The 13274-nt window shown below is 64.7% G+C and carries 11 protein-coding genes and 1 pseudogene; 8 read left to right on the top strand and 4 right to left on the bottom strand.

All coding sequences use genetic code 11. The features are described 5' to 3' along the window. Positions 1–54 precede the first annotated feature (54 nt). Entirely contained in the window at positions 55–1260 is a 1206-nt protein-coding gene (locus QX094_RS29115; RefSeq protein ID WP_315749831.1) for a M20/M25/M40 family metallo-hydrolase, read from the bottom strand. Between the two features lie 143 nt (positions 1261–1403). Here QX094_RS29115 and QX094_RS29110 point away from each other — a divergent pair, with 143 nt between their 5' ends. From QX094_RS29110 to QX094_RS29085, 6 genes are all read left to right on the top strand, one after another. Continuing rightward, a complete protein-coding gene (locus QX094_RS29110; RefSeq protein ID WP_315749833.1) occupies positions 1404–2162 on the top strand; it encodes an SDR family oxidoreductase in 759 nt (252 codons plus the stop codon). Then, positions 2159–3067 (top strand): sigma-70 family RNA polymerase sigma factor, encoded by a 909-nt coding sequence (locus tag QX094_RS29105; RefSeq protein ID WP_315749835.1) that lies wholly within the window; start codon positions 2159–2161, stop codon positions 3065–3067. The genes QX094_RS29110 and QX094_RS29105 overlap by 4 nt, the downstream gene beginning before the upstream one ends. An 81-nt stretch (positions 3068–3148) precedes the next feature. Next, positions 3149–3715 carry a cytochrome b gene (locus QX094_RS29100; RefSeq protein WP_315718501.1) on the top strand — a complete coding sequence of 189 codons (567 nt, stop codon included), beginning with the start codon at positions 3149–3151 and terminating at the stop codon, positions 3713–3715. Between the two features lie 141 nt (positions 3716–3856). Continuing rightward, positions 3857–4261 carry an OsmC family protein gene (locus tag QX094_RS29095; RefSeq protein WP_316188405.1) on the top strand — a complete coding sequence of 135 codons (405 nt, stop codon included), beginning with the start codon at positions 3857–3859 and terminating at the stop codon, positions 4259–4261. Next, on the top strand, positions 4258–4959 hold the full coding sequence (locus QX094_RS29090) for a VIT family protein (RefSeq protein ID WP_316188404.1): 702 nt from the start codon (positions 4258–4260) through the stop codon (positions 4957–4959). Before QX094_RS29095 ends, QX094_RS29090 begins: the two co-directional genes overlap by 4 nt. A gap of 255 nt (positions 4960–5214) precedes the next feature. After that, positions 5215–6033 carry an HlyD family efflux transporter periplasmic adaptor subunit gene (locus QX094_RS29085; protein WP_316188403.1) on the top strand — a complete coding sequence of 273 codons (819 nt, stop codon included), beginning with the start codon at positions 5215–5217 and terminating at the stop codon, positions 6031–6033. A gap of 926 nt (positions 6034–6959) precedes the next feature. On the opposite strand, the gene QX094_RS29080 is transcribed toward QX094_RS29085, so the two are convergent. Both QX094_RS29080 and QX094_RS29075 read right to left on the bottom strand, forming a co-directional pair. After that, positions 6960–8540: an endonuclease/exonuclease/phosphatase family protein gene (locus QX094_RS29080; RefSeq protein WP_316173902.1), complete on the bottom strand. Its 1581-nt coding sequence runs from the start codon at positions 8538–8540 to the stop codon at positions 6960–6962. A gap of 24 nt (positions 8541–8564) precedes the next feature. Further along, entirely contained in the window at positions 8565–9302 is a 738-nt protein-coding gene (locus tag QX094_RS29075; protein ID WP_316173900.1) for a hypothetical protein, read from the bottom strand. A gap of 171 nt (positions 9303–9473) precedes the next feature. Between QX094_RS29075 and QX094_RS29070 the strand changes: the two genes are divergently transcribed. Both QX094_RS29070 and QX094_RS29065 read left to right on the top strand, forming a co-directional pair. Next, positions 9474–10124, top strand: coding sequence for a hypothetical protein (locus tag QX094_RS29070; RefSeq protein ID WP_315749844.1), 651 nt, complete (start codon positions 9474–9476; stop codon positions 10122–10124). 217 nt (positions 10125–10341) lie between these two features. After that, positions 10342–10712 (top strand): annotated as a pseudogene (locus QX094_RS29065) (hypothetical protein). A 737-nt stretch (positions 10713–11449) separates the two neighbouring features. Here the strand turns inward: QX094_RS29065 and recQ are convergent. After that, a complete protein-coding gene (gene recQ, locus QX094_RS29060) occupies positions 11450–13255 on the bottom strand; it encodes a DNA helicase RecQ (protein WP_316184797.1) in 1806 nt (601 codons plus the stop codon). Positions 13256–13274 lie beyond the last annotated feature (19 nt).

The raw sequence follows: 13274 nt of genomic DNA, 5'->3' as shown, positions 1-13274 counted from the left end.
GCGCGGGAGCAAGGAGATTGCAGCCATCCAAGTGCGTGTCCGGATGGCGTCGTCTCACCCCATCGTCGCCAGCCTGACCGCCAGCGCACACGCCCGATCGTATTCGTCCAGGTTGATCCATTCGTCAATCGTGTGCGGCTCGTTCTGGCCGGTGCCGAAGGTCACGGTGGGGATGCCGTGGCGGACCATCCAGTTGGCGTCGAGGCCGCCATTGCCGGCGCGCAGGGTCGGCGCGGCGCCGATGTCGGAAACGGCAGCCATGGCGCGCTTGACGACGGGAAGGGTCTCCTTCATCCGGAACGGATGATAGTCGGTCTCGGCCTTGAACTTGACGCGGCCGGACTTGCCTTCGCTGTTGGTGACCTGCTTGGCCGCCTTCTCGAAAGCCGCCTTGTAGGCCTTGGTGATCTCGCGGATGAATTTGGCATCGTGGCTGCGGCATTCGCCGCGGACGTGGACGTAGTCAGTGACGACGTTGGTGGCGTCGCCCGCGGGGCGGCCTTCGCCGCCGGTGACCGGACCGACATTGCTGGTGCCAAGCCTCGCGTCCTTGCCCTTGCCCTTCACCACCTTGCCGAACCAGCCGCCGGCTTTCACCTCGGCGAGCGCGAGCGCCAGGATCATGGTGGCGCTGATGCCGCGCTCAGGCGCGACGCCGGCATGCGAGGCGCGGCCGAAGATCTCGACCTCCCAGCGGTCGGCGCCGACAGCGCCGATCGTGACGGCGGAGGCGGAGCTGCCGTCGAAGTTGAACGCCATCTCGGGCGCGCCGAGGTCGTCGGTGTTGACGTGCCGCGCGCCATAGAGCCCGCTCTCCTCGCGCACGCAGAACAGCAGCGTGATCGGCGGATGATCGAGCTTCTGCCGGATTAGCTCGGCCGCGAGCGTGACGAGAATGCCGCAGCCGCAGCGATTGTCGCCGCCGAGCGCGGTCCTGGCCTGGTTGACGATCTTGCGACCGGAGATCTTCGGCTGCGCGCCGGCGCACAGTGGCACCGTGTCCATGTGGGTCATGAACATGATCCGCGGCTGATTGTGCTGGCTGCCGCGGCCGGGCAGCTCGACGATCAGGTTGCCGGTCTCGGTCGGCAGCGGAATGCGCGTATTGGCATCGTCGAGCCGCATCGCCTTGGCCGGCACGCCGGCCTGCTTCAGCGCCGCCATGATCTCGCGCCCGATCGCCTTTTCCTGTCCGGTCACGCCCTGGACGGCGAGAAAACGCATCAGACGATCGGTGGCGGCGGTGGTGTCGACGGACATGAAGCGATTCCCGTGATGAACGATGTGCCCGGAGCATCCAGCCGGGCGGCCGGTTGCGCAAGGGGGCTCGCATTGGTTTCGCCGCCTGACTCTTTTCCGATGCCTCGATCGTTTTCATGTCATCTGGACATTGGAGCATCATCATGAGCCTGAAAGACAAGACGATCGTCGTGACCGGCGGAAGCCGCGGCCTTGGCTTGGGAGTCGTGGAGGCCCTCGTCGATCGCGGCGCCAAGGTGACCGTCGTCGCGCGCGGAACCGAGGCGCTGAACGCGATTGCTGCGCGCCTGGGTGTGGCCACGATCGCGGCCGACGTCACCGACGAGGCCGCTGCGCATCGCATCGTCGGCGATATCAGCCCCGACATCCTGATCTTGAACGCCGGCACAACGCCGCACATGGACCGGCTGGATCGGCTGACCTGGAGGGATTTCTCGGTTGCCTGGGAAACGGACGTCAAGGCGGGCTTGTACTGGATCCAGGCGGCGCTCAAGCTCCCCCTGAAACCAGGAAGCCGCGTCCTGGTCGGATCGAGCGGCGCGGCGGTGGGCGGTTCGCAGATGTCAGGCGGCTACGGCGGCGCCAAGCGCATGCTCTGGTTCATGGCGAAATACGCCAACGGCGTGTCGCAGGACGACAGGCTCGGCATCCGCTTCCAGGCGATCGTGCCGCGTATGATGATCCTCGGCACGGGAGTGGGGGATACGGCCGCGGGTGCTTATGCCGGGTCCATGGGCATTGCGCCGGAAGCGTTCGTTGCCCGCTTCGGCGCGCCGATGCCGCCACGGGCGTTCGGCGATCGTGTGGTCGCAGTGCTGGAGGACCCGCGGTTCGTCGACGGCGTCGTGTTCGGTCTCAACGGAGATTCCGGCGTGACGGTGATGGAAGGAGCGGCAGCTTGAGCGACGGCGGACATGCTTCGCGCGGCGCGCGCAGCGCCGAGCTCGTGGCCCTCGCAGAGCAGCTGCGGCCCGAGCTGCATCGTTATTGCGCGCGCCTGATGGGCTCTGTGATCGACGGCGAGGACGTCGTGCAGGACACCCTGACAAAAGCGCTCGTCGCGGTGGACGAGATGCGCGACGTCGTGATGCTGCGTGCCTGGCTGTTCCGGGTCGCGCATAACCGGGCGCTGGACCTGCTGCGCAGCCGTGCGATCCGGGCCGCCGAACCGATGGAGGCGGCTGACGGTGTCGCCGACGACACCGTGCCGGATGCCGTGGAGGCGATGATGCGCGACGAGGCGATCCGGACCGCGGTGTCGCGCTTCACGGAGCTTCCGATCCCTCAGCGGAGCGTCCTCGTTCTGAAGGATGTGCTCGATGAGTCGCTCGCCGACATCGCGGCGCTGCTCGACCTGACGGTGGACTCGGTGAAGGCACATCTCGCCCGCGCCCGGGCGCGGCTCTCCGAGATCAACGCTGTGGCCGAGGCGCGGCCGGCGGCGAGACCAGCCTCCGATGCGGCAACACGCTATGTGAGCCTGTTCAACCGGCGTGATTGGGACGGCCTGCGCGCGCTGCTGGCACACGACGTCAAACTGCACCAGTCCACTCATCCCGTCCGTGTCGGCCCGGCCGATGTCGGGATGTTCTTCAGCATCTACGCCGGGATGGACGGCGTCTGGCTGGCACCGGCCTGGCTCGAGGGCCGGGAAGTGATCGCCGTGTTCGAACGCCAGGGCGATCCGCGGCCCAGCTACGTCATGTGGCTGAGCTGGCGCGACGGCAAGATCAGCTTCATCCGCGACTACCGCTACGTCCGCTATGTCATCGCCGATGCAGAGCTGGCACTCGCCCCGCCGTCCTGAGCACCCAGACCGGCAAGGGCTTGATCCACATCAACGAGGGACGGTCGCGCCAGGAGCATCTTTTGACCAAAGAGGTCTGAGATGCAGCTCTTCAACTCGACGAGGGATTACGGGGCGATTCCGCAGACGCTGCATTGGCTGACGGTCGTTCTCGTGGCCGTCGCCTGGGCGCTTGGGGTCTTCGGTGACGTGCTGCCCAAGGGCGCGCCGCGCGAGTCCGGCCTGCTCGTCCATGTCACGGCTGGGATCGCGATCCTCATGCTTCTGGCGGTGCGCCTGGCTTGGCGGCTGGCCGATCCTTCTCCGCCGCCCGAAGCGACCGAGTTCGCCACATGGATGGGAAAGTGGCAGGATCCGGCCGCGCGTTTCGCGCACTACGTTCTCTATGCGCTGCTCTTTGCCGTGCCTGTCGTTGGCATCGTGTTGCAGTTTGCGCGCGGTGATTCCTTGCCGCTGTTTGGCATTGCCGAGATCGCGTCGCCCTGGCCCAAGGACCGCGCGTTTGCTCACAACGTCAAGGAAGTGCATGAAATTCTCGCCCACGCCCTCGTCATCGTGGCCGCAATGCATGCGGCCGCCGCGCTGATCCATCACTGGATCTTCCGGGATCGGACGCTGCTTCGCATGCTGCCTCACTCGGACGACTAGGGAAGGCGACACGCCTGTCGGAAACCATGGATTGCGCCGGTCGCTTCTGCCGCCGTAACCGGACGGTCGCGATCCGATCGATCACTCCGCTCATGGTTCGGATTGCCAACCCCAAGGACACGCGGCCCGGAGACTCCTCCAATGCTAGAGTATCGCGTCAACGCCCGACGGATCGATGCGCATGAAAGCGTGGCTGACTGCAAGGATGCGACCGTGGTGCTCGACACCGATGTCCAGGGACGGCGGGATGCGTTCAACCCGGCCGAGCTTCTTCTCGCCGCGGTTGCCGCCTGCATGATCAAGGGAATCGAACGCGTGACGCCGATGCTCAAGTTCCATGTTCGTGGCGTCGAGGTGCGACTGATCGGCTTCCGTCAGGACAGCCCGCCGATGATGGCGTCGATCGATTACGAGCTGATCGTCGACACCGACGAAGACGACCGCCGGCTCGAGCTGCTTCATCAGAATGTCAGGAAGTATGGAACGATTTCCAACACCGTGGCGGCCGCCACGAAGTTGCAAGGCGTGATCAGGAGAAAGACATGAGCCGCCTTCACGTCCACCCCGAAAGCCATCTGGTGGCGCGGATCGGATGGCTCAGAGCGGCCGTTCTGGGAGCCAATGACGGCATCATTTCGACTGCGAGCCTGATCGTCGGTGTTGCTGCGGCAGCAGCGACACGAAACGACGTCCTGATCGCAGGCGTGGCGGGATTGGTCGCCGGAGCGATGTCGATGGCCGCCGGTGAATATGTCTCCGTCAGCTCGCAGTCGGATACGGAGCAGGCCGACCTGGCCCGGGAACGCAAGGAGCTGAGCGACAACCCCGCATTCGAACGCGACGAGCTTGCCGATATCTACGTCAAGCGAGGTCTGGATCAATCCCTTGCGCGGCAGGTGGCCGAGCAGCTGATGGCGAAAGACGCACTGACGGCTCATGCCCGTGACGAATTGGGAATCTCGGAGATCACCGCAGCGCGGCCGATCCAGGCTGCCCTGACCTCGGCCATGATGTTTTCGGTGGGGGGCGCCATGCCCTTGCTGATGGTCGTCGTGTCGCCCGCCAATTTGCTGGTCCCGATCGTCTCCGCGGCTTCTCTCGCCTTTCTCGCGGTGCTGGGAGCGATCGGCGCAAAGGCAGGCGGGGCCAACATTCCGCGCGCCACCTTTCGCGTGACGTTCTGGGGGGCCTTCGCCCTGGGTCTCACCGCAGGCATCGGAAGGCTGTTTGGGGCCGTTGTTTGAAGCGCTGGCAAAGCTTGCGCGACGGTCAACGGCGTTACCCCCGTCTCGTGTCGAGGCTGCGGCGGTGTCGCGGTGTCGTCGACACGGGCATTATTTCGAGAAATTGAAGACCCAATTCGGTCCAGGCGCCATTATCAACCGGCCCGCGAGCCGCCACATCTCGCGTCACGGGCATTCGATGGGTGCGACTCTTACGTCAAGAGGATGCCGCCGAGGCGGCAACGCGCCCCATGCCGTGGTCGTGAGGAGCGAGTGGTGGACGGACAGCAAGCGCCGGGTGGATCCCGGCCGGTCATTCTGCATCGGGAGTGTCCCCCGGCGGAGCCGCGCGCCAGGGCGTCCGCAGCACGTGCGCTGTGGTTGCTCGCCGCGCTCAGCCTGATGTTCGGAATGCTGGTCGCGGTGCCGTGGATGGTCGAGTATGTGACCGTGGGCCAATATCTGGTTCACACCGATGACGCCTATGTCAGTATGAACGAGATCCCGGTCAGGTCGGCGGTGTCCGGCCTGGTCAGGGACCTGCTCGTGACCGACAACCAGGAGATCGCTGCGGGACAGGTTCTCGCGCGGATCGAGCACCGGGACGAGCGCGCTTCGACGGTCGCGCTGAACGACGTCATCGCTCCCGTCGCCGGCGTCGTGGCTGCAAGCGGTCTCCATGTCGGCGACGCCGTGACGACAGATCGGTCGTTGATGGCGGTGGTCACGCCAGGCGAGCCCCACGTCATCGCAGCTCTCGCGGTTTCCGAGATCACCTATGTCGCGATCGGACAGGCGGTCACGATCGACGTGCCGGGCCTTCCCGTCCGGCTCTATGGACATGTCGCGGATGCTGAGTGGATCGGCGCGGCGTCCGGCTCGCCAACCGGCGAAGCGCGGATCGCGCTGAAGATCAGCCTGCTGAAGGCGGCCATGCCCGCCGGATTGCGATCGGGCATGGCTGTCGGCGCGACGATCCTGACCGGCCTGACCGGGACCGAGCGGATGGTCTCGCAGATCCTGCGGGAGAGGGCGCAGAGGACCTGCCACTGCGAGCAGGATCTCCAGCCCGCGTCGGTGCAGCGGCGCATCTGACCACGGCCATTCCTGCGCGACGGGCAATCCGTGCATGCCTCTCATGCCTGAACTGCCCGTCGTGCCAGTTTGTCGCGGACTCATCACTTGCACCGTCGGGCAAATCACCCTCACATTCTCGCGCATCCCGGCTCGCTGAAGAGGGACGTTTCGCGATCGTCACGAGCGTCGAGCCGGAAGATGCGATGGGCGCGTTGCTCCGCAGCCGGGTGTCACAGCCCGCGCCGACGAACGGAGCGATGCGACGGCGAAGTGGTGTGGTCCTGGCATCGCGGTGCTGATGCCAAGCCGGCGGTGATGATGATCCGCCGGCGACGGGGGCAAGACAGCCGATCCCCGGGGAGAGCGCCTATAAGTCGTCAAACCGTCGCGCAGGGAAGGCCGGATATTGGGCTGAACCTGTGGTTCTGCCGCGTGCTTTTTGCTGCACGCGGACCGCGGGTATCAGCTGATACCCGATCTTCCCTGCGCCTCTTCTTCGGAGGAAGAGGTTCACTCAAGATGACAACTCGGGCGGATGCCGCCGCGAGATGGCTCAGCCTTGCCTGCTGTTTGAAACGTACAACACGCGGTCGTGCGATGTCCCGCACCAAGTGGGCAGTCGCAAGGTGATCTGGGGCCCTATCTCGACGTGATCGAGAGCGTCTTCTTCACCGGCGGCCTGTCGGTGACGATCAAGTCGTAACACAAGGTCGGCGGCCTGCCGGCGCGCATGAACATGAAGCTGGCCGAACCCTTATGCTCAGCGGTCGGCGAGAGGTTGGTGATGCTAATGGCCTACCGTTTACCAGGTCGAGTGCCAAGACGCCTCAACTTGGCATCCCCGCCGACAAGCGCTGCGCAGACGGCCAAGTCGGCATTGTCGACGATGAGTGACCCATTCTGTGACTCCGAGCCTCTGCCGCGCTTCTTGAACGCCCGGAGCTCTAGTGCCTTGGGCTGGCGAACAAAGTCGCCTCCAGTCCGATGTGGTTCGAAAGGTAGTCCTGCGGGCCGGGGGTGACGACCCAGCGAATGCGTGACTTGAAAGCACGCCGGCGCACACGTGAGACGTCGAGATTGAAGCCGTGAAATGCAGTCGCACGTTCCATGAACAGGTAGTCGATCCTCGATCCGGTGGGATTCGCGTCGTCTGGCTGCATGTCGTCGCAGTAGTAATCGACATCATCCGACATCGTCGGCGTGGCAACGGCCGGATCGTAGGCTTGCCGATATGCCTCGCTGGCGCGATAGACCTTACAGTTGGTATTGAAGTCGTTGTAGATCGGCTCGTCGCCCTCGCCGTGACGGTCGGTCAAACCGTCGCTTTTCATCGTATCGTACGGGACGCTCCACAGGTCATAGAAGCCGGCCTGCTCCATCGCCGCGACCAGGTTGTGGTATTCGTCGGTATCAGCACCGATGTTGAAATCTCCGGCGACAATGGCCACGTTGGATGGAAGGTGCGTCGCCTTGATGAAGGCAATCAACTCATCAATCTGCGTGCGCCTGACGTCGATCTTCTCCGCGTCAGTTGGGCCGGGCGGCAGAAGGCCGCCATCCCCGGCATAAACATGCGTCGAATAGAGCTCGATCGCACCGAAGCCGACCGGGATACGCGTGAGTTGCACCCCTTTGTTCGCCCATTTGTCAGAATCGAACATGTAGCCCATCTCGCATCCGCCGGGCATCACTCGCGACACGCCGTCCGCGGCATAGACATGCCCGCCGCCATTCTCGATCGTCCGCGTCGGGCTGAGGACGAGGATCCCGCTCTGCAGTTGCTTGTAGGCGAGGGAGCCGGTCGGTCCGTCGACATGCTGCGCGGTGCCATGTGCCAGGATCGTATCCCGCGTATCCTGGTCCCAAGCCTCGACCAGCGATACGAGGTCGTAGGCGAACACCCTCCGGCCGATTTCGTCGGCGCGCTCGGGGATGACCGGCTTCTCCATGACACTCACTTCGAACACGCCAAGCACCGGCGCGACCAACTGCATCAGCACCTCGAATACGACCTCCTCGGGGATCGAGAAGAGGCTTATCAGCCAGTCGAGGTCGGAACTGAGATTTTCGATGATGTATCCGCCGAGCGAGAGGCTGTCGCCCACCAGCTTGCAAGTGCCGTTCAGCGGGTTGGCGGGCACGCCGCAGACTTCCACGATCGGCGGGAAGATGCGGTCGCAGACATCTCCGATGTCGGCTCCGATCATCTCCAGTGCCTTGCCGATGAACTCAGCCGATGAGACCCCAAGACAAGCCGCGAAGTGGCCCACCCCTCCGGCAGCGGCGACGATCTCCTTCAATCCGATCTTCGCGCGCAGGCACCAGATGTTGTAGTGGAGGAATGAAATTCGTGTCGTGGAGGGGCCCGACAGGCGCCAAGCCGCCTCGGCGAACGAAGCCGTCGGCAGGGTCGTTCCCGGTGCCGCTCCGGGGTAGCGCAGCCTGGACAACAGGCTGTGCATCGACTGCGGCGGGTAAAGTGCGTCGGCCTGCTGCGCGAGCTGATTGAACGACGTGGTGGGCATGCGCGCGTCCTCCTGACTGGTGAATCAGCTTGCCTGGAAGCGATAGGCGAGCGTCGGCCACGACAGCCAGCGTTCCGGCGCCCGTCTGACTTCCTGCTCGATCTTCTGGTTCACCCAGGCAGCGAGATCCTCCGGCTGCTTGCCGGCGGTGGGCAGTGTCGCCACCACTTCCACGCGGCTGTCCCTGGGCGCTATCAGCGCCAGCGTGTAGCCGTTGCGGATCGCAAGCCTCAAAATGGCGGCCGGAGTCTTGGCGGGGCGCCCGAAGAATGGGCTGCGGATGAACTCGGTGCCCGGATGAATATTGTCCATCATCGCGAACACGTTGCGGCCTTCGCGCATGTACGCGGCGAGCGCCGCCGCACCGCCTTCGGCCCGGAAGTTCAGTGTGGTGCCTGCGTCCTTCAACTCGGAGAGCCAGGGAGCATCATTCGATACCAGAACGACCACATGCTTTTTTTCCGCAGTGCCGAGCAGGCTCGCGAGATCCGGGAAGTACCATCCGACAATCAGCAGCTTCCCCGATGCCGGCAGGTTCAGATCGATCTGCCGCGTCTTCCATGCACTTAGATTGCTCATGGCCTCGAGCCAAGCCCGCTGATGAGCCGAGCTGAAATCGGCGCGGGCTCGAACGTGGGGCGTGGGGAGCAGCTTGCCTGCCCAGGCGAAGGCATGGTCCGCGCAGGCCGGAACCGACCTCTCGACTGCGTCGACCTTCAATCCGTGAATGCCGCTCAGGACGGTGTGCAGATCATTGGGCATTTCAAGACCCCGCCAGTTCCCATGTTCTGAGCGCGGCCTGGCGCGCGCCAGAACATCCTACTTCGTAGTTAACGGTCGCAGGCGCCAGCCGATGGAGCGTTGACGTGAATCAAACTGCGGCGGCCGAGTTGACGATATTTTAAGTTACATCTTCAGCGGGAGGCGGCGAACATGACGAGCGACATCAAACTCACCGACACGTCGGTCATCCTGGAAGGATCAACGACTGTGCTGCAGAGCGGCAATGTCAGGGTTCCCGTCGACGCGCAGGGCTATCCCGGCATGCTCAGAATCGAGTTTGACGGCGCGGCGGCCCACGCGGGACGTCTCTTGCTAGCCCCGGCTTGGTTGGGGCGAGCGATAATGGCATGCAACGTCGAGACCGTGCAGCTCCAGAGCCCGAAAGTGCCTCCGGCGGCGCGCGCGGCGCTCTCTCACTCCCAGGCTGACGAACTTGTTCTCAACGATGGCAAGCATTACGCCGGGGGCGTTTCGATTCACGGTGCGGCGAAACTCGAAGACGTGACCGTTAAAGGCGCCGCGCGGTTCGAGAAAACCGTTACCGCTCCAGACGGAATTGTCGCGGGTGGCGTTACGATCGCAGTCCCCGCACCGCCCGCATTGCAACCGGGTCTATCAGTTGCGAGCTCCCGCACCAGCATGGAGATCAGCTCGTCGACCATTCGTGTGACAACGAGCCATGTCGGGATGATGGGGCATCAACCCGCGCCGGACGTCCTTGACCTGGTCGCGGAGATCCGCAGCCTTCGCGACCGGGTGGCCGCGCTGGAGAAGAAAGCCGGGGTTCCCGTGCCGGCCTAGTTTCGAGAGGCTCCTCGGCTTGGTCGCGCCGTAACAAAGCCAGATGCCATGCGTTGGTGTGATCCAAGGCCTGTAATATCTCAGATGATCGCGAGCTTCATCAAGGTCGATGCCTCACGGCCGCAAACCATCTCTTGGATTGTCCAACCAATGGCCGTACGTTGGTGGGCGGGGACGGAATTAGCCCAAAGCAACACCGTGGAGAACAGTTGGTCTGATGGATGAGGACGACCCGAGCGATCAATCTCCCTCATCGAGGCGCGGATCGAACAGCTGGCCGACGCGGCCGAGCGGTGTCGAAAGATCATCATGGCCTGGAAGATCGTGATATCCGGCTGCGCCGCGTTGCTGCTCGGGGCGGTGCTGGGCCTGCTGGGGTCCAATGCGGTCGTCGTCCTCGGGACGATTGCCGCGGTGCTCGGCGGCATCGTTTCGCTCGGATCGAACGTCAGCACCTTGCGACAGACCATGGCGGCGACGGCCGCCGCTGAAACGTTGCGCTCGGACCTGATTGGCAGCATCGATCTTCCGGCCCCGCCCGAACTTCCATGCGGTCGGACCAGTGCCGCCGGGCACGCGGAGAAGTAGAATGGCTCGTGCTTTGCCGACCCGGCAGCTCGGTGCCGGAGCCAAGCTCATCACTGTGACGGTGCATTCCAATCACTGAAGACGTTTGAAGGCGTCGATGGGACCGGCTGCTGTGACCCGACGAACTCGCGCCATCCCGAGCTGCACGACGGGCAATCTCTGCATGGCGCGTATGCGCCAACTGCCCGTCGTGCCAGTTTGTCGCAAACTCATCACTTGCACCGTCGGGCAAATCACATCCACATTTCCTGTTATCCCGGCTCGCTGAAGAGGGACGTTTCGCGATCGTCACGAGCGTCGAGCCGGGGAGGCGACGGGCGCGTTGCTCCGCAGCCGGGTGTCAAAGCCCGCGCCGACGAACGGAGCGATGCGACGGCGAAGTGGTGTGGTCCTGGCATCGCGGTGCTGATGCCAAACCGGCGGTGATGATGATCCGCCGGCGACGGGGGCAAGACAGCCGATCCCCGGGGAGAGCGCCTATAAGTCGTCAAACCGTCGCGCAGGGAAGGCCGGATATTGGGCTGAACCTGTGGTTCTGCCGCGTGCTTTTTGCTGTACGCGGACCGCGGGTATCAGCTGATACCCGGTCTTCCCTGCGCCTCTTCTTCGAGGAGAAGGGGACTTCAGTTGCATAACCCGGGCGTCATCAGCGGCGGGATCGCGAGGCCATGTGTGAGCCATGTGTGCCGTCTGATCGTCGAGCGAAGGAGCCGCGGTGCTGCTGGACGATGGCCGGCTCAGGCGCCCGCATCATGCGCATTGATCACCGCCACGAAGGCCTCGCCGTAGCGCGCGAGCTTGACCGTGCCGGCACCGGGGATGCTCGCAAGCTCCGCGACGGAGCGCGGATGGCGGGCCGCCATTTCGGCCAGCGTCTTGTCGTGGAAGATGACATAGGGCGGGACGTTCTGCGCCTTGGCGAGCTCCATCCGGCGTACGCGCAGCTTCTCGAATAGGTCGCGGTCGAGGTCGGGAAATGCCGCCGTGGTCTGCCGCTCCCGGGATTTGCGGTCGCGCCGCGACTTCTTCAGCACGCGCAGGCTGAGCTGCGGCTTGTCGCGCAGGAACTGGCGACCCTCGGGCGAGATCGACAGGCCGCCATGGCCGGCGACGTCGACGCTGATCAGACCATGCGCGACGAGCTGGCGGACGATCGAGCGCCAGGCGTTGCGGTCGTGCTCCTTGCCGATGCCGAAGGTCGAGAGCTTGTCGTGGCCGAGCCGTTCGATGCGCTCGTCGGTCTCGCCGAGCAACACCGCGACGACGTGGGCCTGGCCGAAGCGCTCGCCGGTGCGGTGGATGCAGGACAGCAGCTTCTGCGCGGCGATGGTGCCGTCGAAGGTCTCCGGCGGGTCAAGACAGATGTCGCAATTGCCGCACGGCGCGCAATCGTCGCCGAAATAGCGCAGCAGCACCTGGCGGCGGCACTGGCAGGTCTCGGCGAAGCCGAGCAGCGCATCGAGCTTGCGGCGCTCGGTGCGCTTGCGCGCATCGGGCGCGTCGGACTCATCGATGAAGCGGCGGCGCAGCGCGATGTCCTCCGCCCCGTACAGCATCAGAGTCTCGGAGGGCAGGCCGTCGCGCCCGGCGCGGCCGGTCTCCTGGTAGTAGGCCTCGATGCTGGAGGGCAGATCGGCATGAACAACGAACCGCACGTCGGGCTTGTCGATGCCCATGCCGAAGGCGATCGTGGCGACCATGATCAGGCCCTGCTCGAGCTGGAAGCGGCGCTGGTTCTTCTCCCGCGCCTTCATCTCCATGCCGGCATGATAGGGCAGCGCCGGGAAGCCATGATCGCTGAGCGAGGCGGCGACTTCCTCGGTCTTGCGTTTGGACAGGCAATAGACGATGCCGCTCTCGCCCTCGCGCGATTTCAGGAAGGCCAGCATCTGCTGCATCGTGCTGGTTTTCTCCGCTGCGCCATAGCGGATGTTCGGCCGGTCGAAGCCGGCGATGAAGCTGTTGCCGTCGCCGATCGAAAGATGCTCGACGATCTCGGCCCGCGTCGGCGCATCGGCCGTGGCGGTGAGTGCGATGCGCGGGATGGTCGGGAACAGCCCGGCGAGGCAGTCGAGGGCGCGGTATTCGGGACGGAAATCATGGCCCCATTGCGAGACGCAATGCGCCTCGTCGATCGCGATCAGCGACAACCGTGCGGTCTTGAGCCGCTCGAGGTTCTCCGCCTTGAGCAGCGTCTCGGGTGCCATGTAGAGGAGATCGAGCTCGCCGCGTTCGATGTCCTGCCACAGCAGGTCCTTCTCGGCGCCCCAGAGCCGCGAGTTCAGCGCCGCGGCCTTCACGCCGGCCTGCCGCAGCGCCGCGACCTGGTCCTCCATCAGCGCGATCAGTGGCGAGATGATCAGCCCGAGGCCGGGACGCGCCAGCGCCGGGATCTGGTAGCACAGCGACTTGCCGCCGCCGGTCGGCATCAGCACGAAGGCATTGTGGCCGGCGATCACGTGCTCGACGATGTCACGCTGCCGGCCGCGGAAACTGTCGTAGCCGAACACGGTCTTGAGGATCGAGAGCGGATCGGCGGCCATGGGAATGCACTTCTTCGGC

The sequence above is a fragment of the Bradyrhizobium sp. SZCCHNS1050 genome (genome assembly GCF_032484785.1).
Taxonomy (GTDB): Bacteria; Pseudomonadota; Alphaproteobacteria; order Rhizobiales; family Xanthobacteraceae; genus Bradyrhizobium.
The sequence above is the reverse complement of the archived record's forward strand: the minus strand, read 5'-3'. Positions and strand labels throughout refer to the sequence as shown.